Genomic DNA, 23,618 nt, shown 5'->3' with positions numbered 1-23,618 from the left:
CGGTTAAGGAGGGGCTGCGCACAGTGGTGCCCACTCCGTCGATAGGCCGGCCACCCCATGCGCATCTCCTTCCTGCTCCACAACGCCTACGGCATCGGCGGCACGATCAGGTCGACGTTCAACCTCGCCGCCGTGCTGGCGGCCCACCACGAGGTGGAGATCGTCTCGGTGCTCCGCCACCGCACCGCGCCGACCATGGGCACACCGCCGAACGTGCGCCTGACACCCCTGGTCGACCTGCGCACGGACTCCCCCGGCTACGAGGGCGACGTCCCCGGTCACGCCCTGCCCGCCGGGGTCTTCCCCCGTGCGGACGGCCGGCACAAGCAGTACAGCCGCCTCACCGACGAGCGGATCGGCCGGTACCTGGCGGCCCTGGACGCCCACGTGATCGTCGGGACCAGGCCGGGGCTCAACGTGCACATCGCCCGCCAGGCACACCGTGCCGCGGTCAGGGTGGGGCAGGAACACCTCACCCTGGCGGGCCACGGCTTCCGGATGCGCCACGAGATACGCCACCGCTACCGGCTGCTGGACGCCCTCACCACCGTGACCGAGGCCGACGCCCGCTCCTACCGGCGGCTCGGCCTGCCCGGGGTGCGGGTGGAGGCGATACCCAACGGCGTTCCGGCCGCCCGCACCGAACCGGCCGGCGGCACCGGGAAGGTGGTCGTGGCGGCGGGCCGGCTCACTGCGGCGAAGCGGTACGACCTCCTCATCCGGGCCTTCGCCGGGGTCGTCGCCCGCCACCCCGACTGGCAGTTGCGGATCTACGGCAGTGGCGATGCCACCGGCAACGAGAAGGACAGCCTGTCCGCCCTCATCGGCGCGCTCGGACTGGGCCGGAGCGTCCGGCTCATGGGCAATGCCGACCCGCTGGAGGCGGAGTGGGCCAAGGGCTCCATCGCCGCCTCCGCCTCCGACCGGGAGTCGTTCGGCATGACCCTCGTCGAGGCGATGCGCTGCGGTCTCCCCGTCGTCTCCACGGACTGCCCCGTCGGTCCGCGCGAGATCATCGAGGACGGTGTCGACGGACGTCTCGTGCGCCCGGGTGACGTCGCCGGCATCACCACCGCGCTCCTCGAGCTGGTGGACGACGACGGGCTGCGCCGGCGCATGGGGGACGCGGCCCTGCGCAACTCGGCCCGCTTCGACCCGGCCCGTACGGCCGAACGTCACCTCGACCTCTACCGGCACCTGCTGCGGCGCGGGCCCGGACGGCGCTCGCCCGGCCCGGTACGGGAAACCGCGCACCGGGCACGCACCGCCGCGTTCGACACGGCACACACCCTGCGCTCCGCCGCCCGGCAAGATCCGAAAGAGACGGCCTAGGACACCGACAAGATTCGGAGGCCACTTCTGGTGAAGATCGCCATCACCGGGCCGGGCCGCGCTCGCCCAGGATGTGAGGACGGCCCGGCTCACCGCCGCGACGTCCACGATCCCCGCATCCGAAGGACCCCACGAGTGAGCCTGCGCGAAATCAAGCCCGGCAACCGCGGTTACCTGTACGTCAACAGTCATCCGGCCGGCTGCGAAGCGGTGGTCGACCGGATGTGGCAGCGGGCCGCCGACCCCGTCGGCGACCGGCCCGGCCCGGTCGCCCTCGTCATCGGCTCGAGCGCCGGCTACGGGCTGGCCGCGACCCTGGTCGGCCTGCGCACCCACCGGATGCGTGGGCTCGGCATCGCCTTCGAGGCCCCCGCGACGGAGCGCCGCACCGCCGGCGCGGGCTGGTACCGCACCGCGCGGACCGCCGAACTCGCCGCCGGGGCGGGCGCCGACTTCACCTTCCTCAACGGCGACGCCTTCTCCGACGCCGTCAAGGAAGAGGCCGCCGACCGGCTCGCCGGCCGTTTCGGCGCGATCGACCTGCTCATCTACAGCGTCGCGGCCCCGCGTCGCACGGACCCGCTGACCGGTGGGGTACACCACTCCGTCATCAAGCCGCTCGGCACCGACTACCGGGCCAAGACCCTGGTGTTCGAGGACGGCGCACCGCGGATCGGCGAACTGCACCTGCCGGCCGCGGACGAGGCCGAGCGCGACGCGACCGTGCGGGTGATGGGCGGCGCCGACTGGCAGCTGTGGATCGACCTCCTGCAGTCCAGGGGCCTGCTCGCCGACGGCTTCCGGACCGTTGCCCTCTCGTACGTCGGATCCGACATCACCGCGCCCGTCTACCGGGCCGGAACCATCGGCGCCGCCAAGCAGCACCTCGAGGACACCGCCCGCGCCATCGACACCCGGCTCGGGGGAACGGGCCGCGCCCACACGGTCGTCGCGGGCGCGGCCGTCACCCAGGCCTCGACCGCCATCCCGAGCATCGCGCTCTACACCAGCATCCTCCACCGCGTCACCGGTGACGGCTGGCAGGGCACCGTCGAGCAGGCGGCGGCCCTGTGGAACCAGCTCGCCGGTGCCGCCGGGCTCGAGCTGGACGACCAGGACCGCATCCGGCTGGACGGCTGGGAGTTGGATCCCCGGGTCCAGGCCGCCGTCCGTGCCGCGTGGGACCGGGCCGCCACCGACACCATCGCCACCACCGCGGACACCGCCTGGTTCCGCGAGCAGGTCGGCCGGCTCTACGGATGGGACGTTCCCGGCGTCGACTACGGGGCCGCGGCGCAGACCGCCGTCCCGTGGCCCGGTTCCCCGGCCTAGCTCGTTAGCGGCGCGCGCGCCTGCGCCGTACGAGGATCCCGACGACCGCCCCGGCCAGGGCCGTTGCCGCCACGCCCGCCGTGGTCCACCAGAGGGCGGGCCCCGATCCGGGCTCCGCGGGGGCCGAGGGGGCCGGGTCCGGAGTCGGGTCCGGAGCCGGTCCGACGGTCTGTGTCCGGGTCGGTGCGGGCGTGGGTTCGGCGGGCCGGGGCTCCGGGGTTCCGGTGACCGGCGCCGGGTCCACCACCGGGACGCCGACTTCGAGTTCGCCGTGCCCGAGCGCGGGGAAGCCCACGTCCACGGTGACCTTCCAGGTGCCGGGCGGCAGGATCTCGGCCGTGGTCCAGCCGGCCGGCGCCGCGGCGGGATCGCGCACCAGCCGCCAGGGCCCCATGGTGCGGGTGCCGTCGCCGCTGACGGCGTTCACGGTGGCGGCGACCGCCTCCTCCACGGCGTCCCCGTCGTTCTCCCAGGTGACGTCGGCGGTGACGTGGCCCTCCCGCTGCCCCGTCATCGCCACCTTCACGGTGTCTCCGTGGGCCTGGGCCGCGGCGGGGGACAGCAGGATCAGACCGAGTGCGGCCAAGGCGGCCTGGAAAGCGATTCGTATGCGCATCGTGGCGGTGCTCCGGGTGGGGTGAGGGGCCGGCGGACGGCCGCGTCGCGCGGCCGTCCGCCGGAAGGGACTTCGGGTGGGCCGGAAGGGTCAGCCAGCCTTCTGCACGGTCCAGAGCTGCGCCGCGCGGCCGTCGGCGCGCTGGAGGTCGAGCAGCCAGTTCCCGTAGTAGGGGCGACCGCTCACGGTCAGTGCGAAGCCGCCGCTCCGGTCGGTGACGCTCACCGTGCCACCGCGGGTGGTCAGCTTCCAGGCCTGCGCACCGTTGCCGCCGCAGGGCTGCTGCGCCACCCACACGCCCGCGGCCGGGGTGCCGCCGGGCTGCAGGCACTTGCCGGAGACCGCCGAGCGGATGCGGACCAGGCCGCTGCCCGCGTCGTCGAAGTACCACTGCTGCTGGGCGTACCCGTTGGAGCGCGCCCCGACGAGCACGGTGCCGTCGGCGCTGCGCCCGCCCCAGATCTCGGCGGCCATGCCGGTGCTGCCGTTCCCTAGCAGGTAGCGGGCGCCGGGGGTGACCGCACCGCCGCCCGTGCCCTTCGTACGGAAGGACACGGCCTTGCCGGGTCCGCTGTCCTTGCCTGCGCCGTCCCGGACGGAGACGGCGACCGTGTAGGAGGTGTCGGGCCGGAGGTTGTAGACGCGCAGCACCGGGGACTGGACCCAGGCCAGGTGCTTGCCGTTCAGCAGGACCTGGTACCAGGAGGCGCCCGCGACCTTGGGCCAGTTCACGACGGCGGAGTCGGACTGGAGCTGACCTACCGTCACCGCCGGTCCGCCCGTGGGCTTCTTGGTCGGCGTGGGCGTCGGCTTCTTGGTCGGCGTCGGGCCCGGGTTGGGACCCGGGTCGGTGCCGCCGCCGCCCTCGTTCCGCATCAGGAACTGGTTGTTGGCGATGTTCCAGTGCGTGGCCAGGTAGCTGCCGGGCTTGGGGTTGGTGTGGAAGTAGTCGTCGTGATTGCAGTCCAGGATGTTCTCGGCCGCCTGGTTGGTGCAGACGTTGCGCATCTGCGGGTAGTACGGGGTGTCCGAGTAGCACATGACGTCGAACTCGTCGGTGCAGTGGGCTCCGCGGCTGGTGTTCGGGGCGCTGTTGTTGACCGCGCCCAGGTTGTGGCCGAGTTCGTGCGCCGCGGTGTGCCCGCCCCAGCAGCCGGAGTCCGTACGGCCGTACGAGGGACCGAAGTTGCTCGTGTTGGTCTGGTCGGGCCGCTCGTCACCGTTGAAGGTGCCTATGCCGCAGTACACCTGGGTGTCCGCGAAGATCATGTACTTGCGGTCCTTGCGGTTGAGCCCCTTGCCCGCCAGCGCGTTGTTGGTGGCGCTGAACTCGGCCAGTGCGGAGTCCGGGAGCTCGATGCTGAGCACGGCCGGGGTGCAGTCGGCGGCCGTCACGTAGCGGATGTGGCGGACCCCGCCGGTCTCCTGGGCGCTCGTCGAGTAGATGAGGTCGGCGTCGGCCGCCCACTTGCGGAACGAGGCCAGGTACTCGGAATAGCGGTCGCGGCCGGGCCCGTGGACGTACACGACCTGGACCCGGTTGCCGGTGCTGCCGTCGCCGTCGCACCGGACGGTCTGGCCCGCGGGGCCTGCGGCGACGCCCTGGCCGGCGGCCGAGGGCGCGGGCGCGGCGGACTTGTCCGCGGTGCGGTCGGCGTCGGCGGCGGGCGCGTCCTGAGGACGCCCGCCGTCTTCGCCGGTCGCCGGGTCGTCGGTGGCGGGCCGGGCCGGATCGGCCGCCGGCGCCGAGGCCTTGACGGCGGGCGCGACGTTCTTCGTTATGTCCACGCCCTTGGGCGGGGCGTCGGGCCCGTGGGTGCACAGACCGGCACCGGTCCGGTACACGCCGACGCAGCGGTCGCCCTTCGGGGCGGGGGCGAGGCCGTCGTAGACCATGCCGCGCGTGCTCTCGTTGGCGGGTGCGCCCAGGAGGGGTTGGGGCTCCTGGTCCCGCGCGGGTGCGGCGGCCGGTGCGGCGGCTTCCGCAATCGCGTCCACGGACACGGCCTGGGCGCCGTCACCCAAGCCGGAGTAGGCGATGCCGACGGCTATCGCCGCCGATGTGGCCATGGCGGCGGTGAGGAGCATCAACCGCCGGGGTCTGCGGCGGTGTTCACGCCGTCCGCGTCGTCCTGTCATGGGCACCTCAAGTCTGGATCGGATGAGTGGGTCCGCGGAAGCCTGCCAGACGAATGCTGAGGAAAATTCGGACAAAGGGGGGTGCGCTTCAGGAAATCGTTCCGTTACCTGTCCACAGAATTTGACGAACAATCAATAATCGTCAATCCAGGTGCAGTTACGCGCGTCACTCATATTGGTCCAGGCCTTATCGACAGGAGTTGTTACCGTATCGAGATAATAGATGAGGCCTTATTGACGGGAATTCAGTCAGGTATTCATCTAATTACTACCTGTCGAATTCCCTTCGTCACGACCCGTGAGGAACGCGGCCCTCCGCTCTCCCGGGACCGCTCAGTTCCCGGCGGTGCGCACCGGACGCCGGAGCAGGTAGAAGCCCGCGGACAGGACGAGCACCGCCATGCACGCGATGAACACCAGCCCCGCCCCCTCCAGGCCGAGAGGACCCACCAGCACGCCCACCCCGATCACCGGCACCGAGATGCCCCCGTACGCCACGACGAACAGCAGGGAGATCACGGCCGCCCGCCGGTCCGGGGGCGACGCCTGGGCCACCGCGGTCAGCGCCCCGCGGAACGCCATCCCCTGCCCGAGTCCGCCGACGAGGGCGGTCAGCACCACCAGCGACAGCAGATCCCACCAGAGCGCGCCCGCGAGCAGCACCAGCCCGGCGAAGAGCCCGGCGCACCCCAGCGGCAGCGAGCGGGCCACCCCGACCCGGCCGACCGCCAGCTGACCGGCGGTCGAGGCGAAGAAGGCCAGTGCGACCACCAGCCCGCTCACGGCGTGGTTGTGCACCCCCAGGGACTCCGCGAGGAACGCCGGGCTGACGGACGTGAACACGCCGAACAGCGCGAACCCCACGAACGAGGCGATCGCCGCCGGCCCGAACACCGCCCGCACCTGCGGGGGCAGTCCGGGCCGCTGCGGCCGCACGGTGCCCAGCGGGCGCCGCTCCCCCACCGTCTCCGGAAGCCGCAGCAGGACCAGCGCCGAGCCGGCCACCAGCGCGAGGTGCACGGCGAACGGCAGGTACAGCGGCCAGGGGGCGTACTGCGCGAGCACTCCGGCGAGCAGCGGACCGCAGCCGAGCCCGCCCATGTTGGCGGCCGTCGCGACGAACGTGGCCCGTGAGACGCCGCCGTACGGCGCCAGCTCCATCACGTACGCCGTGGCGGCTCCGGTGAACAGGCCGGCCGACAGGCCCGACAGCAGCCGCCCGGCGTACAGCCAGGCCATCCCGTCGGCGCACAGGAAGCAGACGGCGCTCACCGCCGCGAACCCCAGCCCCGCCAGCAGCACGGGCCGCCGGCCCACGGCGTCCGAGGCGTTGCCCGCCAGCAGCAGCACGCCGATGACCCCGAAGGCGTACACGGCGTACACCACGGTCACCATCAGCTCGGAGAAGCCGAATTTCTCCTGGTAGAGACCGTAGAGGGGGGTCGGCAACGTGGTGCCGGCCATGCACACGGCGAACACCGCCCCGCTGAGCAAACACTGGCGCCACCCGCGGCGATCACCGTCCATGCCGCCGACGGTAGACCGCCAGGTGCTCCGGATCCCGTCTGCCGTGCGCGGCGCGCCGCGACCCCCACCCGGTCAGTACACGAGCCTGTAGGTCACGTCCTTGCGGACCGGGTCCGGTGCGGTGTCGGGGTAGCGGAGTCTGATCATGGTGAAGCGCCGGAGGTCGGGGTGCTCGGGCCAGGCCGCCGGATCGCTCAGGGTCACCTTGACCGGGTACGCGCGGAACTCGCCGGCCGCGCAGTAGGGGACGCAGTCGTTCACCATGTCGGTGCCGGTGGCCGTCGCGGTGCGAGCCCCCCAGGTGTCCCATCGGAGACTGACGAGGCGGTTGTTCCCGTCGCCGCAGGCCAGGATGTACTCCGAGGGCCGCATCTGGGCCTGGGAGAAGCAGTCGACCAGTACGACCGGGTCCGGTGGAGCCGGAATCCGGGCCGCGGACGTGCCCGCGCCGTGCGCGGAGGCCGGGATCACTGCGGCCGTCACGGCCGCCACCGTGCACAGCAGGATGGCCGTGCGCACCCTGCGCCGGGATGCGCGTGCGGGCCGGCCGGCCGCTGAAACGCTCACGAAGAACCTTCCTCGCCACTTCGCCACGTCGCCACTGTGGGCACTGTGGGCGCTGTGCCCAGCGCCGTCACTGCGGCATTCCCAGCTTCCCCCACGGGGGTGAACCTCGCACCCGGTGGGGATCGACGATCTGTGCCTGCGGTCGCTTGTCGCGTGCGGTCGATCGTCGCGTGCGGTCACTTGTGCAGCAGGGCGCAGACGAAGTCCTCCTGGACCTCCCGGACCCGTGCGAGCAGGTCGGGGTTGGCGGTGAGGGACGTCTGGGTGGTGATCGAGAAGGTCAGCGAGCGCCGGCCGTCCGCCGTGGCGGCCACCAGCTGCGTGTAGCCGGCGGTGTTGCCGGTGTGGCCGTACACCGCTCCGCAGCGCGTGGTGTAGCGGTAGATCGCCAGGCCCGCCTCGGTGCGACCGGGGCCCGGGGGCTGGGACAGGGCGCCGGGGATGAATCGGAACTGCTGCTTTCGGGTGCGGTCCGAGATGAGCGTGCCGCCCGCGTAGCCCCGGATGAAGGCGGTCAGGTCCTTCGGCGTCGAGACGATGCCCCCGGCGGCCCAGGCCCCGGAGGCGCCGATCGCCTCGCTGACGTCGACGGGTCCCTCCTGCGGATCGATCTGGTAGCCGTGGAGGAAGGGAGCGGGCAGCCGGTACCCCTGCGGGAGGCTGGTGGCGCGCATGTCCAGCGGCTCGTAGACGAGCTCGCGCAGCAGCTCCTCGTACCGGTGTCCGGTGGCGGCCTCGGCCATGAGGGCGATGGCGATGTTGTCGGAGTTGGAGTACTGGTAGCGGCTGCCCGGCCGGAACTCGAGGTCCTCGTCGGCGACGAACTCCAGCAGGCGGCGGGAATCGAAGCGGTGGCGGGGGTCCTCGGAGATGATGTCGATGAACCCGTCCGAGGCCGAGTAGTCGGGCAGCCCGCTCGTGTGGTTGAGCAGTTGGCGCAGGGTCACCCGGTGCCACGCGCCCGGCTGACCCGGCAGCACCTCACCGATCGTGTCGTCCAGGTGCAGTCGGCCGCGGTCGACGAGCCCGAGGGCCACCGCTCCGCTGAAGGCCTTGGCAACGCTGGCGATCCGCATGTGGTCGGTCACCTTCGGCGGCCGGCCGCTCTCCACGTCGGCCACGCCCGCCCGGTGGACCTCCGTACGGTCCCCGTCGCGCAGGACGGCGATGACTCCGGGAGGACCGTCGGGCCGCTCCACCAGCTCCCTCAGTTCCTGGCTGAGCGAGGCTCCGGGCGGCGGGTTCCGGTCCGCTCCGGCCAGCGCGGGCTGCACGGAGGCGGCCAGCACGGCGCCGCACAGGGCGGTGGCGGCGGCCAGGCGCAGCGACGGGCGGATCCGGCCGGCGTGGCCGTACGGGCGTCGGGACACGGAGGTACCTCCGGGGGGGAAGGGGAGCACGGAGCGCGGTGGCCCACCATGGCAGGAGCCGTGCGCACGCCGGCGGCGACGCGGCCGCACCCCGGCCGGCCGTGGCCCATCCGGCCTCACGGAGCATCCCCCGGCGTCACCCGGTCGGCCCTCATCGCTCCCCTCCCCCCTCTGGCACACGGCCCCGGCCACGGCCACTGCCCCGGCCCCGGCCGTCAGGCGGCCGTCAGGCGGTGCAGAATTCGGCCGCCAGCATGCCGTTCAGGCTGTACAGCTCCCAGAGCGGCCAGTCGCCGTTCATGTTGAGCACGATGGCGTGGCTGCCGTCCGCCGTGGAGTAGAGGTAGCTCATCGAACCGAATCCCGCGCCGTTGTGCCCGTACAGGACGACGGTGGAGCCGTTCGCGCAGGTGACCGTACGGCGGGTGAGGCCGAGTCCGTAGTCGGCCTGGACGGCCTTCCAGGGGCGGCTCGCGTACCAGTAGCCGGGCGTGGCCTTGTCACCCGAACTGACCGTGCTGATGGCCGGGTTCACGATGCATTCCGGCCAGGCCCGGGCCGGGTCGCAGGGGACGCCGGGGATCGGGGTGGAGGGAGCTCCCGCCCCGGTGGGGTTCAGTTCGGTCATCATCTGCGCGAGCTGCGCCGGGGGCAGGAGCCGGCCGCCGACCAGTGCGCGGATGAAGGTGATCAGGTCACCGCTGGTGGACACGACGGCTCCGGCCGCGCCGCCGATGGAGGGGTTCCAGTCGGCGGCCGGGACGGAGAGGTGGCCGAACAGCCCGCGCCGCTGCAGGTAGTTGGTGAAGAACTGGTCGTGGGGCGTCGGCAGGGTGGGTGTGGACCCGGGGAGCACGGTGTGGGTGAGGCCGAGTGGCTGGATGATCCGGCGGGTGACCTCGTCGGCCCACGGATGCCCGGTCACCCGCTCGATGATCATGCCGAGCAGGACGTAGTTGGTGTTGCTGTAGTGCATCCCGCCGCCCGGGGCGAACAGCGGCCCGTGGGAGGCGCCTTCGTCGACGAGCTGCTGGGGGGAGTACTCCGGCAGGTTGGGGAAGCTGCTGCCCGCGCTCGCCAGCACCCCCAGGTCGCCGAGGTAGTTGAAGATGCCGCTGGAGTGCTGGAGGAGGTTCCGCACGGTGATGGGCGGGCTGCCGGGCGGGGGGTTGAAGCACTGCCCGGTGCCCGTGTTGCAGCCCGCGACCGGGTTCGTCTTCAGGACCGGGCCCAGCAGGCCGAAGACGTCGTCCTCGAGGCGGACCTTGCCCTCGGCGACGAGCTGGAGCACGGTCGTCGCGGTCAGGGTCTTGGTGATCGAGCCGGCCCGGAAGGGGCTGTCAGGATTGCGTACGGGTGTTCCCGCGTCCGTGGCTCCGGTACCGGTCCAGGAGACGCCGTCCTTGTAGACGCCGGCGATCACCCCGGGGATCCCGTCGCCGCCGACGGCGGTCCCCGCCTCGGCCCGCATGGCGGAGAGCAGGGGTTCGTGGCTGTCGTGTGCGGCGGCCGGTGTGGACGGCAGGCCCATGGCGGCGACCAGGACGGCCGCGGCGGCCACCGCGAGGCGACCCCTTGTGGTGCGTGGCGTGTGCGTGATGCGTGGGGTCTGCGTGATGTGTGTGGTGCGTGTTCTGCGTATGCCTCTCATCGTTCCCCCGTGTCGGTACCGCCGGACGGTGCCGCCCGGTAGCGGCGAAGCTACGCAGGACGGGTCGACAAGGGAAGGGCCGGGCGCGGCGCGCGGCCGCCGGTTGCGGCAGCGGGTCTGGACTTACTAGGACGTCCAACTATATGTTCGTGGGCACAAGGTCCGCGGTGCAGGGAAGCCGGTGAGAAACCGGCACGGTCCCGCCACTGTGACCGGGGAGTGTGCTGCCATCCACACGCCACTGACGGGTTCCGTCGGGAAGGCGGGCGGCACGCGGGGATCCGGAAGTCAGGATACCGGCCGCGGAACGTTCCGTGTTGTCCACGAGGATGGAGCAGACACGCATGGCACCGGTTTGTACCCATGACCCTGGTGATCCGGCGGAGCGCGCGCACCACCTGTCCACGCGCTCGTAGTTCTCACGACCTTCCCCAGCGGCGTGCCCCATCGGGTCCGTCCGCGGCTGCGCCGTGCCATCCCCGGATCCAACCTGACGAGAGCAGGCACCCATGGTCCGTGAACTCACCCATTTCATCGGCGGGAAGCACGCCACCGGAACATCCGGCCTCTTCGCCGACGTGTACGACCCCAACACCGGCTCGGTACAGGCCCGCGTCCCGCTCGCCGGGCGCGCCGACACCGAGGCCGCCATCGCCAACGCCGAGGAGGCGCAGGCCGGGTGGGGCCAGTGGAACCCCCAGCGCCGCTCGCGCGTACTGCTGCGCTTCCTGCAACTGATCGAAGGGGAGCGGGACTCCCTCGCCCGGCTGCTGTCGGCCGAGCACGGCAAGACCGTGGCCGACGCGCACGGCGACCTGCAACGCGGCCTCGAGGTAGTCGAGTTCGCCGCCGGGATCCCGCACCTCCTCAAGGGCGAGTTCAGCGACAACGTGAGTACCGGGATCGAAGTGCACTCCCTGCGCACACGGGGCCTCCCCCTGAGTGGTGGACACGCTGATACTGGATCTTGATTGATCCGGAGGAAGCGAGAAGACCACCGATGGCTCTGAAGGACTATTCGGACGAGTTCAAGGCAGATGCAGTGGCCCTGTACGAGTCCACGCCCGGTGCGACGTACAAGGGCATCGCCGCTGACCTGGGCGTCAACCGGGCGACCCTGCGGGAGTGGGTACTGCGGGACCGCGAACGCCGTGGCGGCACCGCCGCTGCTGTGATGCAGGCCGCCGGCCACGGGGCGGCGGTGTCGCCCAGTGATCCGGACGAGCGGGTCCGGCGGCTGGAGGCCAGGGTGGCCGAGCTCGAGGCCAGTGAGCGCAAGCTCGCCACCGAGCGGGACATACTCCGCAAGGCGGCCAAGTATTTCGCCGGAGAGACGAACTGGTGACCAGCCGCTTCCAGTTCGTTGACGACCACCGGGCCACCTATGAGGTGAAGCGGCTCTGCCAGGTCCTGGACGTCAACCGGTCCAGCTACTACAAATGGCTCGCCGGCGCCCAGGCCCGGGCCGCCCGGCAGCGCGATGACCAGGTCCTGGCCGGGGAGATCCGCAAGGTCCACAGCGAGTCCGGTGGCGCTTACGGCTCACCACGCGTGACCGCCGAGCTCCGCGAGAAGGGGCATGTGGTCAACGAGAAGCGGGTCGCCCGGGTCATGAGGACGCACTCCGTCACCGGCATCCGGCTGCGCAGACGCGTCCGCACCACCGTCCCCGACCCGTCGACCACACCGGTCGCAGACCTGTTCCAGCGAGACTTCACCGCCCCTGAGCCCGGGCGGAAATACATGGGCGACATCACCTATCTCCCGCTCGCGGGAGGAAGTTCCTCTACCTCGCGACCGTGCTGGACTGCTTCAGCCGCAAGGTCGTGGGCTGGTCCATCGCCGACCACATGCGCACCGGCCTGGTCGCCGACGCACTGCGGATGGCCGGCTCGACCCGCGGCAGCCTGGACGGCGCCGTGTTCCACTCGGACCACGGCGCCCAGTACGGTTCCCGGGCCTACGCCAGCCTCTGCGACCAGCTCGGGGTGACCCGTTCCATGGGCGCGGTCGGCACCAGCGCCGACAACGCGGCCTGCGAAAGCTTCCACGCCTCCCTGAAACGCGAGACCCTCCAAGGAGACCCCGACTACGGCGATGCCGACACCTGCCGCCGAACCGTCTTCGCCTGGCTGACCCGCTACAACACCCGCCGCAGGCACTCCGCCAACGGCCACCTCAGTCCCGACGAATACGAACGCCGACACCACGCCGCTAGACTCACCCTCGCCGCGTGATCAATAACCGCGTGCCCACCTTCTTGGGGGAAGGCCCCACCGCTCGGCGTCGTTGCCGGGATCACCCCCTTCAACTTCCCCGCGATGATCCCCCTCTGGCAGGCCGCCCCAGCCCTGGCCTGCGGGAACTCCTTCGTCCTGAAGCCCTCCGAGCGCGATCCGTCGGTACCGCTGCGGCTGGCCGAGCTCTTCCTGGAGGCGGGCCTGCCGCCGGGCGTGCTCAATGTGGTCAACGGCGGCAAGGAGGCCGTCGACACCCTCCTCGAGGACCCCCGCGTCCAGGCCCTCGGCTTCGTCGGATCGACCTCGATCGCCGCGCACGTCTACGCCACCGCCGCCGCCCACGGCAAGCGCGCCCAGTGCTTCGGCGGCGCCAAGAACCACATGATCGTGATGCCCGACGCCGACCTGGAGCAGGCCGTCGACGCGCTCGTCGGCGCCGGGTACGGCTCGGCCGGGGAACGCTGCATGGCCGTCTCCGTCGCCGTCCCGGTCGGCGAGGAGACCGCGGACGCCCTGGTCGCCAAGTTGAAGGAGCGCATCGCCACCTTGCGCGTCGGCCGCTCCGACGATCCCGGGGCGGACTTCGGGCCGCTGGTCAGCCGTGACGCGCTGGACCGGGTGGAGCGCTACATCGGCATCGGCAGCGCCGAGGGCGCCGAACTCGTCGTGGACGGGCGCGGGTTCACGCTGCCCGGGCACGAGAACGGCTACTTCACCGGTGCCAGCCTCTTCGACCGCGTCACCCCCGGGATGCGGATCTACCGCGAGGAGATCTTCGGCCCGGTGCTCAGTGTCGTACGGGCCGCCGACTACGAGGCGGCGCTGCGCCTGCCCACCGAGCACCCCTACGGCAACGGCGTGGCGATCTTCACCCGGGACGGGGACACCGCCCGCGACTTCACCCGCCGGGTGGGCGCCGGCATGGTCGGCGTCAACGTGCCGATCCCCATCCCGGTGGCGTACCACACCTTCGGAGGCTGGAAGCGGTCCGGCTTCGGCGACCTCAACCAGCACGGGCCCGACTCCATCCGCTTCCACACCCGTACGAAGACCGTCACCTCGCGCTGGCCCTCCGGGGCCAGGGAGGGCGCGAACTTCACCATCCGGACGACGGGATGAGCGCCGTGACCACCCTCACCGAGGAGCAGCTGGCCCTCGCCGAGGCCACCCTCGACTTCGCACAGGAGCAGCTGGCCCCGCACGCCGTGGACTGGGACCGGAGCAAGCACTTCCCCGTCGAGGTGATCCGCAAGGCGGCGGGCCTCGGGCTCGGCGGCGTCTACGTCCGCGAGGAGCACGGGGGTTCCGGTCTCAGCCGCCGCGACGGGGTCCTCGTCTTCGAGACCCTGGCGACGGGCTGCCCGTCCATCGCCGGCTACCTGTCCATCCACAACATGGTCGCCTGGATGATCGACCGTTACGGGGACCGGGCCCAGCGAGAGCGCTGGCTGCCCGGCCTGTGCTCGGCAGCCACCCTGGGCAGTTACTGCCTGACCGAACCCGGAGCCGGCTCGGACGCCGCGGCCCTGCGCACCCGCGCCGAACGCCACGGCGACCACTACGTCCTGACCGGCGTCAAACAGTTCGTCTCCGGGGCCGGAACCGCCGGCGTGTACCTCGTCATGGCCCGCACCGGTGCGGGCGGACCCGGCGGAATCTCGGCCTTCGTCGTCGAACGCGAAGACCCCGGTGTCTCGTTCGGCCCCAACGAGCACAAGATGGGCTGGAACGCCCAGCCCACCCGCCAGGTCGTCCTCGACCGGGTCCGGATCCCCGCCGACCGTCTGCTCGGCGCCGAGGGCGAAGGGTTCCGCATCGCCATGAACGGCCTCAACGGCGGCCGCCTGGGCATCGCCGCCTGCTCGCTGGGCGGCGCCCAGAGCGCCCTGGACCGCAGCCTGGCCCACCTCGCCGACCGCGAAGCCTTCGGCCGGCGGCTCCTGGACGCGCAGGCGCTGCAGTTCCGGCTCGCGGACATGGCCACCGAACTGGCCGCCGCCCGGGCGCTGGTGCGGCAGGCCGCCGAGGCCCTCGACGAGGGCGATCCGCTGGCCCCGCGGCTCTGCGCGATGGCCAAGCGGTTCGCCACCGACACGGGCTACGCGGTCGCCGACCGCGCCCTCCAGCTGCACGGCGGCTACGGCTACCTCAGCGAGTACGGCATCGAGAAGATCGTCCGGGACCTCCGGGTCCACCAGATCCTGGAAGGCACCAACGAGGTCATGCGCATCATCGTCGCGCGCGGACTGACGGAGACCCTGCGATGAACAACGGACCCCACGAGCACGATCCCGTCCTCCTGCGAACCGAGGGCCACGCCGCCCACATCACCCTCAACCGCCCCGAGGCACTCAACGCCCTCACCCACCCCATGGCTCTGCACATCGACCGGGCACTCGCCGCCTGGGAGAAGGATCCGGCGGTAGAGACCGTCGTCATCGGAGGCGCCGGCGAACGCGGGCTGTGCGCCGGAGGTGACATCCGCGCCATCCACTCCGACGCCAGCACGGGCGGCGCCGCCTCCGCGGAGTTCTGGCGCGACGAGTACCGGCTCAACGCCCGCATCGCCCGCTACCCCAAGCCCTACGTCGCCCTCATGGACGGCATCGTCATGGGCGGCGGCGTCGGGATCTCCGCCCACGGGAGCGTGCGCATCGTCACCGAACGCTCCCGCGTGGCCATGCCCGAGACCGGCATCGGCTTCGTCCCCGACGTCGGCGGCACCTACCTGCTCTCCCTCGCCCCCGGCGAACTGGGCACCCACCTGGCCCTGACGGGCGCACCGGTCGGTGCGGCCGACGCACTGCTGTGCGGCCTCGCCGACCACTTCGTACCGTCGTCCGCGCTGCCCTCGCTGGCCCGCGACCTGGCTACGGAGTCCGTGCACGCCGTACTGGAGCGGTACGTGGCACAGCCCCCGCCGGGGCAGCTCGCCACCGCACGGCCGTGGATCGACCACTGTTACGCCGCGGACACGGCCGAGGAGATCGTCGCGCGGCTGCGCGCGGCGGACGCCCCCGCCGCGAAGGAGGCGGCCGGCACCCTGCTGGCCAAGTCCCCCACGGCGGTCAAGGTCACCCTGTCCGCGCTGCGCCGGGCCCGCGGGCTCGGCCCGCTGGAACGGGTCCTGGAACAGGAGTACCGCGTCTCCCTCACCGCCCTGTCCTGCCCCGACCTCGTCGAGGGCATCCGGGCACAGGTCATCGACAAGGACCGGGACCCGCGCTGGTCCCCCGCCACGCTCGACGCCGTCGGGCCGGCGGACGTGGAACGCTTCTTCGCCCCGCTCGGCGACCGTGAGCTCCGCCTCCCCGCCGCCTCGTCTCCGGAGGTCGCCTGGTGACCAGTACCGTCGCGTTCATCGGTCTCGGCCACATGGGCGGCCCCATGGCCGCCAACCTGGTCAGGGCCGGGCACCGGGTCCTCGGCTTCGACCTGGCGGCGCAGGCGGTGGCCACCGCGGCCGCCGCCGGCGTCGAGCCCGCCGCCTCGGCGGCCGACGCCGCCGCCCCGGCCGACGCCGTCATCAGCATGCTGCCGGCCGGCCGGCACGTCCTCGCCCTCTACCGGGAGCAAGGACTGCTCGCCGCCGCCCGCCCGGGCACCCTCTTCATCGACTGCTCCACCATCGACGTCGCCGACGCCCGGACCGCGCACGAGGCGGCCGTGGCCGCCGGGCACCGGGCGCTGGACGCCCCCGTCTCCGGCGGCGTGGTGGGCGCCGGGGCGGCCACGCTCACCTTCATGGCGGGCGGCGCCGAGAGGGAGTTCTCCGACGCCGCCGCGCTCCTGGACGCCATGGGCAAGAAGGCCGTGCACTGCGGTGGCGCGGGGTCCGGACAGGCGGCGAAGATCTGCAACAACATGATCCTCGCCGTGTCGATGATCGGCGTCAGCGAGGCCTTCGTCCTCGCCGAGAGCCTCGGCCTGGACCACCAGGCCCTCTACGACGTGGTCTCCACCGCCTCCGGGCAGTGCTGGGCGCTCACCGTGAACTGCCCGGTCCCCGGGCCCGTTCCCGCCAGTCCCGCCAACCGCGACTACCGGCCCGGATTCGCCGCGTCCCTCATGGCCAAGGACCTCGGCCTCGCGGCCAACGCCCTGCGGGCCGGTGGCGTCGAGGCGCCGCTGGGGCTCAGGGCCGCCGAGATGTACGCCGCGTTCGCCGGGGCCGGGGGCGCCGGCCTGGACTTCTCGGCGATCGTCCGCACCCTTCGACCGCAGAACGGAACTCCCGCATGACCGACGGCACTTCCTACGAGACCATCCTGCTGGAACGCAAGGGCCGGGTGGCCGTGCTGACCCTCAACCGGCCGGAGGCCCTCAACGCCCTCAACCTCCGGGTGATGGAGGAGGTGGTGGCCGCCGCGGAGGCACTGGACCGGGATCCGCGGACCGGCTGCATCCTCATCACCGGATCCGCGAAGGCGTTCGCCGCGGGCGCGGACATCAAGGAGATGCGGCCGCAGGGCTACATGGACATGTACCTCTCCGACTGGTTCACCGCCTGGGACCGGCTCGGCCGGATCCGTACGCCGACCGTGGCCGCCGTCTCCGGTTACGCGCTGGGCGGCGGCTGCGAACTCGCCATGCTCTGCGACATCCTGCTCGCCGCCGACACCGCGAAGTTCGGGCAGCCCGAGATCAGGCTCGGCGTCATACCGGGCATCGGCGGATCCCAGCGTCTGACCCGGGCCGTCGGCAAGGCCAAGGCGATGGAACTGTGCCTCACCGGTCGCACCATGGACGCCGAGGAGGCCGAACGGGCCGGGCTGGTGTCGCGGATCGTCCCGGCCGGTGAGCTCTTCGCGGAGGCCCTGTCCGTCGCCGAGACCGTGGCCGGGATGTCGAAGCCGGTCGCGATGATGGCCAAGGAGGCCGTGGACCGCGCCTTCGAGACCACGCTCGCCGAGGGGGTCCGCTTCGAACGCCGCCTGTTCCACGCGGTGTTCGCCACCGCCGATCAGAAGGAGGGCATGTCCGCCTTCGTGGACAAGCGCCCGCCGCACTTCACCCACGGCTGACAGGGCCGACGGGGCCGGCCGGGCCGCCGGACGGGTGCGGGACCGCGAGCCGCGGTCCCGCACCCCCGGGGATCACGGGAGCGCGGGGATCAGGCGCCCCAGCGCAGGGCGATGGTGTCGCCCACGTTGATCACCTTGTTGCGGGCGGCGCCGGCGAAGGCGGAACCGTCGACGCTGACCTTCCAGGTGCCGGAACCGCTGTTGGCCTTGCCGTTGATGTCGGTGATGGTGCCGGTGCCCGACGAGGGGGTCACGCCGGTGACGCAGCCCGAGGGGGTGGCGCCGGAGACCGCCGCGTTCAGTACGTCGCCGAGCGTGGTGGTCGTACCGGTCGGGGTGAAGGCCACCGAGCAGACCTTGAGGCCGCCGGCGCCGTTGTCGACGGTCAGCGCCAGCTTGGTGGCCGTACCGGCCGTGAAGGTGGACTGGGCGACCCACTGCGGGGCGCCGGGGGTGACCGGGACGGGCGGGGCCGTGGTGAAACCGCCGCCGGCCACGGCGCGCAGTGCGTCGATGGAGGCGTAGGCGGAGGGGCCGGTGTCGGTCGGCTTGTACTTGAAGCCGCCGGCCGGGTTGTACTGGTTGGCGATCAGGAAGTCGACCGGGGTCTTGCCGTTGGCGGTGAGGAAGTCACTGGTCTGCGGGTTGATTCCGCAGGCGTTGAGACCGGCTACGCCCCAGCCGTTGGAGCTGGAGTTGACGCCGTAGAGCGAGTTGAAGGCACCGGTGGCGTTGACCAGGGTGCTCTTGAGGAAGTTCTTGGCCTGGACGATGTCGGTGTCGGTGCTGGGGACTCCGGAGACGCAGAGGGCTGCCATCGCCGCACCCGTCATGTCCACATCGCTCGCGGAGTTGAGGACCGTGGTGTTGCCCTCGGCCTTCTGGAAGGTCCAGCCGCCGTCGACGTGCTGGTTGGCGCGGATGCGGGTGACCAGGGAGTCGGTCAGGGCCTGGGGGATGCGGTTGGCGCCGGCCTGGGTCTTGGCCCCGCGCAGCGAAAGGGCCGCGAAGACGGTTCCGTTGAAGTTCCCGGACGGGCCGAAGTAGCCCGGCTCGGCCGTCTGCCAGTAGGAGTAGACGTTCGCCATGAGGTTGCGGGAGGCCGAGACCCGGGACGGGTCGATGCCGGCCGCGTAGGCGTTGAGGGTGCCTCGCTCGAAGTCCGTGACCACCGGGGAGGCCTGCGGCCAGGCCGCGGTGGAGAGCAGGTTGCGGTAGACCGTGCGCGCGTTCTTCGTGGTGTCGCCACCCGGGGCGACGTCGACGACCGCGGTGCCCGCGGCGGCGAAGGTGCTGAACGCCCACTCGTTGGACAGGCCCGCGCCGGCGTACGAACCGTCGGCCGCCTGGAGGGACTTGAGGTAGGCGACGCCGTTGGTCTTGGACGTCGCGAGCTGTGCGGGGCTGGACGTCGCGGAGGCGGGCAGCACGGTCAGAGCGAAGGCTCCGAGCACTGCGGGGACCGCGAGCGCGAGGCGGCGGGAGGTACGGGGACGGGACATGGCCTGCTCCTGGAATCGGCGGACGCCGGCCGGTCCCTGCAGCAGTGCCGCCGTGCGGGCGCACGGCCGGGCATGCCGGGGGCCGCCGTCCGGAACGCGTGGTACGGCTTCCTGTGATGCGTCGCCGTATGGGCATTCGGGCTCGGAGACGGCCCCCGCCGTCCCACACCGTTGCGCGTCAGCTCCGGCTTCTCACCGGATTCCCCCATGTGGCAGCCCAGGACGCTACCCGAGTGATCAAGGGACCGCCAGCCACCCGGACCGGGGCCTGGCGCCGGGCATCCGGGAGGGGTCCGGTGAGACCCGCACCACCTTGACGCGTCGTCGGGATCCGTGTTGCACTCCGGCTGAGAACTACTCAGCTCCAGGGGAAGCCGGTCGAATTCCGGCGCTGACCCGCAACCGTAGGCCCGGTCCGTCCCGGGTGAGCCGGAATGCCTGGAGCAGGGACACAGTACGAAGAGCGCCGTCGCGGACTACGGTGTGGTCGTCGCAGCCTCCCCACGGCGGAGCAGCCGTGTGGGGGCGCATCGTCACGCACGCAGCCGCCCGGCAGAGACGAGGGGCCGCGGTGGGGACCGAACAGCAGGCGAAACGGCAGACGGGGACGAGACGGCGGTTCCTCTCCCTCGCGACCGCGTCCTTCCTCGCCCTCGGCGCGGGAGTGGGCTTCCTCACGGTCCCCTCCTCGGCGAGCGCCGACCCGGTCGAGCAGTGCACCGCCACCGTCGGTGCCGTCGTCGCCGTGGACTTCGGCCCGTTCGGCGGGAAGGTCGAGCGCGGGTGCGACACCACCCCCACCACCGGCTACGAGCTGCTGCACACGGGCGGGTTCACCACCACCGGAACCGTGCACGACGGTGCCGGGTTCATCTGCCGGATAGGCAACGGCTCCTTCAACTCCGGTACGCAGTACCCCACTCCGGACAAGGAGGAGTGCGTACTCACCCCCCAGGCCACCGCCTACTGGTCGTACTGGATCGCCTCCCCCGGTCAGAAGAACTGGACCTACAGCCCGCTCGGCGCCCTGGCGCGCACCCCCAAGCCCGGCGACGTCGACGCCTGGGTCTACGGCGGCACCGACACCGGCGGCACCAAGGGCAAGCCCTCCTTCTCCCCCGACGACGTACGGGCCGGGGGCGGCTCCACCCCGGACCCGACCGTCCCCACCGCCCCGCCCAGCGTGCCCGCCGGGTCGGTCGACCTGCCCGCCGCCACCCGCTGGCTCACCGGGAGGCTCACGGACGGCGAACGGGTCGTCGACGAGGGCGCCACCGCCCCGAACCACTTCTTCACCACCGAGGTCGTCTTCGCCCTGGCCGCGGCCGACGCCAACAGCCCGGCGGCCCGCAAGGCCGCCGACTTCCTCGCCACGCCCGCGCAGACGGACGCGTACGCCTACCCGGCCGGGAAGGGCGGTGTGCCCGACGCCACCGCCGCCGCGCGCCTCGCCCTCGTCGCCGAGGCGACCGGCGAGGACCCGCGCGACTTCGGCGGGCACGACCTGCTGGGCGACCTCGTGAAGTACGTCTGTCCCAGGGACGTCGGTGACGGCGACACGATCGAGGGCTGCCTCACCAAGGGCGACTTCCGCACCACCGGCCAGTCCGATGCCCAGGCCATGGCCGTCATCGCCCTGCTGAGCGGCGGTGTGACGCCGCCCGCCGACGCCGTGAACCGGCTGACCGCCCTCCAGTGCGAGGACGGCGGCTTCACCAGCGTCCTGATCCGCGCGGGCGGCTGGTGCGACAGCGACGCGAACTCGACCGGGCTGATCACCCTGGCCCTGCGCCGGGCCGGCGGGCACGACGCGGTCGTCCAGAAGGCCCGCGGATACCTGAAGAAGTCCCAGCTGGCGACCGGCGCCTGGCCCTCCGCCGCCTATATGACCACCGGGAGTCCGGCCTCCACCGCCTGGGCCGCCCAGGCCCTGCGCGCCCTGGGCGACGACGCCTTCGCGGACGCCGGCATCTCCTGGCTCTCCAGGCACCAGTTCCCCGCGGGCGGCTTCGGCTTCGAGGAGGACGACACCGAGTCGCGGCTGTTCCCCACCTCCACGGTCGCCCTCGCGGGCGCCGGGAGCGACCTGGTCACGCTGACCACCAAGAAGACCGACCCGCCCACGACGCCTCCGCCCACGACCCCGACGCCGACGACCCCGCCGACCACGCCTCCGGCCGGTGCCGGGCCCGACCTGAAGAGGGCCGGCGCCTACCTCACCGACCACAGCCGGCTGATCCAGGGCCGCTACTACGAGAGCGGCCCCGCCACCGGCCCCCACACCGGCTTCGCCGACTACGGCCTGACCATCGACGGCGCCTACGCGCTGGCCGCCACCGGCACGGACAACACCACCCTGCGCAACATCGTCGACTTCCTCGACAAGGGCGGCAAGGACGGCAGGAACCGCGGCATCCACGACTGGACCCTCATCGGCACCAAGTACGCGGCCGGCGGCTCCATCGGCAAGACGGCCCTCCTCGCCGAGGCCGTGGGACGCGACCCCCGCCACTTCGGCGGCCAGGACCTGATCGCGGCCCTCGCCCAGGGCACCTGCGCGGCCAGGACGGACATCCCCAAGCAGTGCGCGGCCAAGGGCAACTACACCTACGCGACCTCGGTGTTCTCCCAGTCCCTCGGCGTCATGGCCCAGGTGCGCGCGGGCGAGACGGCCGCGGCGGCCGAGCCCGTCGCCTATCTCAGGAGCCTCCAGGACCCCTCGGGCGGCTGGGTCAGCCTGATCGGTGAACCCAGCGACACCGAGGTCGACTCCACCGCGATGGCCGCGATGACGCTGGACCTGCTGCCCGACGCCGGTTCGCAGGCGGCCGTGGACAAGGGCCTCGCCTGGCTGGCCGGCCGGCAGAAGGAGGACGGCGGCTTCCCCGGCGCGTCCGGCAACTCCGTCAACTCCGCGGCGCTCGCGGTGCAGGGCCTGTCCCTGGACGCGCCGAAGTACGCCGCGCAGATCGCCAGGGCCCGCGAGTTCCTGGCCTCCCAGCAGAACGCCGACGGCGGCTTCACCATCGCCAGGGGCGGCCAGGCCGGATCCGACGTCCGCGCCTCCACCCAGGCCACCGGCGGCGCCACCGGCACCTCCTTCGGCCTGCTGACCCGTGACCTGAACGGCACCACCCCGGAGCCCGTCCCCAGCACCTCGGTCCGGCCCTCCGGCAGCCCGTCCGCGCCCGTCATCGTGACCCCGGGCGAGGCCGCGGGCGGCGCGGGCTCCGCGGGCGGGACCGGCCCGGGCGGCGGGGGCCTGGCCGCCACCGGCGCCCAGGTCGGCGGACTCGCCGCCACGGCCGTGGCGCTGACCCTCGGCGGCTGGGGCTTCATCCGCGCCGCCAGGCGCCGCCGCGAGACCCCCGGGAGCGGCTCATGAGCGGGCAGCGCCTCCTGCGGGTCCTGGCCCGAACGGCCGCCGCGCTCGGGCTGACGGCGGCGGCCTTCGCCGCCACCGCCTCCCCGGCGGGGGCCGCCCCACAGCCGATGGGCCAGTGCACCACCTCGTCCGGTGTCGTCCTCGCCGTGGACTTCAGCCGCTGGGGCGGGCCGGTCTACCGCTCCTGCGGTACGACGCCCACCACCGGCTACGAACTCCTCAACCAGGGCGGCTGGGCCACCACCGGCACCGGCCACGACGGTCCCGCCTTCATCTGCCGCATCGGCTACAGCGGTTTCCAGGGCGGCGGGCAGTACCCGACCCCGCAGCAGGACGACTGCGTCCTGACCCCGCCCGCCTCCGCCTACTGGTCGTACTGGCACGCGAACCCCGGCCAGAACACCTGGGAGTACAGCCAGCTCGGGGCGATGCTCTACAAGCCGAGGCCCGGCAGCGTCGACCTGTGGATCTTCGGCGCCACGAACATCGAGGGCACCGAGGGCAAGCCCACCGTCACCCCCGACCAGCTGCGCGCCAAGAACACCAGGCCTTCCGGCGGGCCGGCCCCCGCCGACACCCGCACCGCGGCGCCCCTGCCGCCGGGCGTGAACACGGGGCCCAGGCCGGAGAACCGGCCCGGATCGGACCAGCCGGCGACGACGCCTCCCTCCGGTCCCACCGCCCCGGAGAGCCCCTCCCCCTCCGCGAGTCCCTCCGGGAGCGCCTCGCCGACCCCCTCGGCGGCGCCGTCGTCCAGCGCCCCGGCCGTGGCCGCGCCCGCGCCCGGCCCCCGGGTCGTCGACGCTGCTCCCGCTGCCGACGCCGCCCATGACGTGGGCTCCTACCTGCCCGCCATCGCCACCGGAGCGCTGGTGCTGCTGATCGGCGCCGCCGCCGTGTACGCGGCCAGGCGCCGCCGGCGTACGGAGTAGC

At 72.5% G+C, this 23,618-nt stretch carries 15 protein-coding genes, 3 pseudogenes and 3 riboswitches; of the genes and pseudogenes, 11 read left to right on the top strand and 7 right to left on the bottom strand.

What is annotated here, in order from left to right:
- Window positions 1-57 precede the first annotated feature (57 nt).
- Window positions 58-1,332: a glycosyltransferase family 4 protein gene (locus OG904_RS31025; protein WP_405496656.1), complete on the top strand. Its 1,275-nt coding sequence runs from the start codon at window positions 58-60 to the stop codon at window positions 1,330-1,332.
- Window positions 1,333-1,467: 135 nt separating this feature from the next.
- Window positions 1,468-2,664 (top strand): enoyl-[acyl-carrier-protein] reductase FabV, encoded by a 1,197-nt coding sequence (locus OG904_RS31020; protein ID WP_405496654.1) that lies wholly within the window; start codon window positions 1,468-1,470, stop codon window positions 2,662-2,664.
- Window positions 2,665-2,668: 4 nt separating this feature from the next.
- Here OG904_RS31020 and OG904_RS31015 read toward each other — a convergent pair whose 3' ends face one another.
- The 6 genes from OG904_RS31015 to OG904_RS30990 form a co-directional block, all read right to left on the bottom strand.
- The gene (locus OG904_RS31015) at window positions 2,669-3,280 is read right to left on the bottom strand and encodes a hypothetical protein (RefSeq protein WP_405496652.1); all 612 of its coding nucleotides are present in this window, start codon (window positions 3,278-3,280) and stop codon (window positions 2,669-2,671) included.
- 90 nt (window positions 3,281-3,370) lie between these two features.
- Complete coding sequence (locus OG904_RS31010) at window positions 3,371-5,419, bottom strand: RICIN domain-containing protein (protein ID WP_405496650.1); 2,049 nt, start codon at window positions 5,417-5,419, stop codon at window positions 3,371-3,373.
- A gap of 333 nt (window positions 5,420-5,752) precedes the next feature.
- Window positions 5,753-6,946 carry an MFS transporter gene (locus tag OG904_RS31005; protein WP_405496648.1) on the bottom strand — a complete coding sequence of 398 codons (1,194 nt, stop codon included), beginning with the start codon at window positions 6,944-6,946 and terminating at the stop codon, window positions 5,753-5,755.
- A gap of 72 nt (window positions 6,947-7,018) precedes the next feature.
- The gene (locus OG904_RS31000; RefSeq protein ID WP_405496646.1) at window positions 7,019-7,513 is read right to left on the bottom strand and encodes a hypothetical protein; all 495 of its coding nucleotides are present in this window, start codon (window positions 7,511-7,513) and stop codon (window positions 7,019-7,021) included.
- Between the two features lie 176 nt (window positions 7,514-7,689).
- Window positions 7,690-8,883, bottom strand: coding sequence for a serine hydrolase domain-containing protein (locus OG904_RS30995; protein WP_405496644.1), 1,194 nt, complete (start codon window positions 8,881-8,883; stop codon window positions 7,690-7,692).
- 226 nt (window positions 8,884-9,109) lie between these two features.
- A complete protein-coding gene (locus OG904_RS30990) occupies window positions 9,110-10,444 on the bottom strand; it encodes a serine hydrolase domain-containing protein (protein WP_405496642.1) in 1,335 nt (444 codons plus the stop codon).
- 223 nt (window positions 10,445-10,667) lie between these two features.
- Window positions 10,668-10,854: riboswitch (cobalamin riboswitch) on the top strand.
- Window positions 10,855-11,043: 189 nt separating this feature from the next.
- Here OG904_RS30990 and OG904_RS30985 point away from each other — a divergent pair.
- From OG904_RS30985 to OG904_RS30955, 7 genes and pseudogenes are all read left to right on the top strand, one after another.
- A pseudogene (locus tag OG904_RS30985) lies at window positions 11,044-11,460 on the top strand (aldehyde dehydrogenase family protein); the annotation flags it as partial.
- A 74-nt stretch (window positions 11,461-11,534) separates the two neighbouring features.
- A pseudogene (locus OG904_RS30980) lies at window positions 11,535-12,771 on the top strand (IS3 family transposase).
- 39 nt (window positions 12,772-12,810) lie between these two features.
- Window positions 12,811-13,893, top strand: a pseudogene (gene mmsA, locus OG904_RS30975) (CoA-acylating methylmalonate-semialdehyde dehydrogenase); the annotation flags it as partial.
- Window positions 13,890-15,041, top strand: a complete 1,152-nt coding sequence (locus tag OG904_RS30970; RefSeq protein ID WP_405496640.1) for an acyl-CoA dehydrogenase family protein — start codon at window positions 13,890-13,892, stop codon at window positions 15,039-15,041. The pseudogene mmsA and the gene OG904_RS30970, both read left to right, overlap by 4 nt.
- Entirely contained in the window at window positions 15,038-16,117 is a 1,080-nt protein-coding gene (locus tag OG904_RS30965; protein WP_405496638.1) for an enoyl-CoA hydratase/isomerase family protein, read from the top strand. The genes OG904_RS30970 and OG904_RS30965 overlap by 4 nt, the downstream gene beginning before the upstream one ends.
- On the top strand, window positions 16,114-17,016 hold the full coding sequence (mmsB, locus tag OG904_RS30960; RefSeq protein WP_405496636.1) for a 3-hydroxyisobutyrate dehydrogenase: 903 nt from the start codon (window positions 16,114-16,116) through the stop codon (window positions 17,014-17,016). Before OG904_RS30965 ends, mmsB begins: the two co-directional genes overlap by 4 nt.
- On the top strand, window positions 17,013-17,798 hold the full coding sequence (locus tag OG904_RS30955) for an enoyl-CoA hydratase (RefSeq protein ID WP_405496633.1): 786 nt from the start codon (window positions 17,013-17,015) through the stop codon (window positions 17,796-17,798). Before mmsB ends, OG904_RS30955 begins: the two co-directional genes overlap by 4 nt.
- Window positions 17,799-17,887: 89 nt before the next feature.
- Here the strand turns inward: OG904_RS30955 and OG904_RS30950 are convergent, their stop codons facing one another.
- Window positions 17,888-19,300, bottom strand: coding sequence for a hypothetical protein (locus tag OG904_RS30950; protein WP_405496631.1), 1,413 nt, complete (start codon window positions 19,298-19,300; stop codon window positions 17,888-17,890).
- 130 nt (window positions 19,301-19,430) lie between these two features.
- Window positions 19,431-19,506: riboswitch (cobalamin riboswitch) on the bottom strand.
- A gap of 116 nt (window positions 19,507-19,622) precedes the next feature.
- Window positions 19,623-19,761, top strand: a riboswitch (cobalamin riboswitch).
- A 110-nt stretch (window positions 19,762-19,871) separates the two neighbouring features.
- On the opposite strand from OG904_RS30950, the gene OG904_RS30945 reads away from it, so the two are divergent.
- Together OG904_RS30945 and OG904_RS30940 are read left to right on the top strand one after the other, a co-directional pair.
- Window positions 19,872-22,685, top strand: a complete 2,814-nt coding sequence (locus OG904_RS30945) for a prenyltransferase/squalene oxidase repeat-containing protein (RefSeq protein ID WP_405496629.1) — start codon at window positions 19,872-19,874, stop codon at window positions 22,683-22,685.
- Window positions 22,682-23,617, top strand: coding sequence for a hypothetical protein (locus OG904_RS30940; RefSeq protein WP_405496627.1), 936 nt, complete (start codon window positions 22,682-22,684; stop codon window positions 23,615-23,617). Before OG904_RS30945 ends, OG904_RS30940 begins: the two co-directional genes overlap by 4 nt.
- Window position 23,618: the final 1 nt, after the last annotated feature.

Source organism: Streptomyces sp. NBC_00096 (genome assembly GCF_045041305.1).
In the GTDB taxonomy this organism is placed as follows: Bacteria; Actinomycetota; Actinomycetes; order Streptomycetales; family Streptomycetaceae; genus Streptomyces.
The sequence above is the reverse complement of the archived record's forward strand: the minus strand, read 5'-3'. Positions and strand labels throughout refer to the sequence as shown.

Coding starts and splice junctions, on each gene's coding strand:
- OG904_RS31025 (WP_405496656.1), top strand. CDS start 58: ATGCGCATCTCCTTCCTGCTCCACAACGCCTACGGCATCGGCGGCACG.
- OG904_RS30955 (WP_405496633.1), top strand. CDS start 17,013: ATGACCGACGGCACTTCCTACGAGACCATCCTGCTGGAACGCAAGGGC.
- OG904_RS30965 (WP_405496638.1), top strand. CDS start 15,038: ATGAACAACGGACCCCACGAGCACGATCCCGTCCTCCTGCGAACCGAG.
- OG904_RS30940 (WP_405496627.1), top strand. CDS start 22,682: ATGAGCGGGCAGCGCCTCCTGCGGGTCCTGGCCCGAACGGCCGCCGCG.
- OG904_RS30950 (WP_405496631.1), bottom strand. CDS start 19,300: ATGTCCCGTCCCCGTACCTCCCGCCGCCTCGCGCTCGCGGTCCCCGCA.
- OG904_RS31005 (WP_405496648.1), bottom strand. CDS start 6,946: ATGGACGGTGATCGCCGCGGGTGGCGCCAGTGTTTGCTCAGCGGGGCG.
- OG904_RS31015 (WP_405496652.1), bottom strand. CDS start 3,280: ATGCGCATACGAATCGCTTTCCAGGCCGCCTTGGCCGCACTCGGTCTG.
- OG904_RS31010 (WP_405496650.1), bottom strand. CDS start 5,419: ATGACAGGACGACGCGGACGGCGTGAACACCGCCGCAGACCCCGGCGG.
- OG904_RS30970 (WP_405496640.1), top strand. CDS start 13,890: ATGAGCGCCGTGACCACCCTCACCGAGGAGCAGCTGGCCCTCGCCGAG.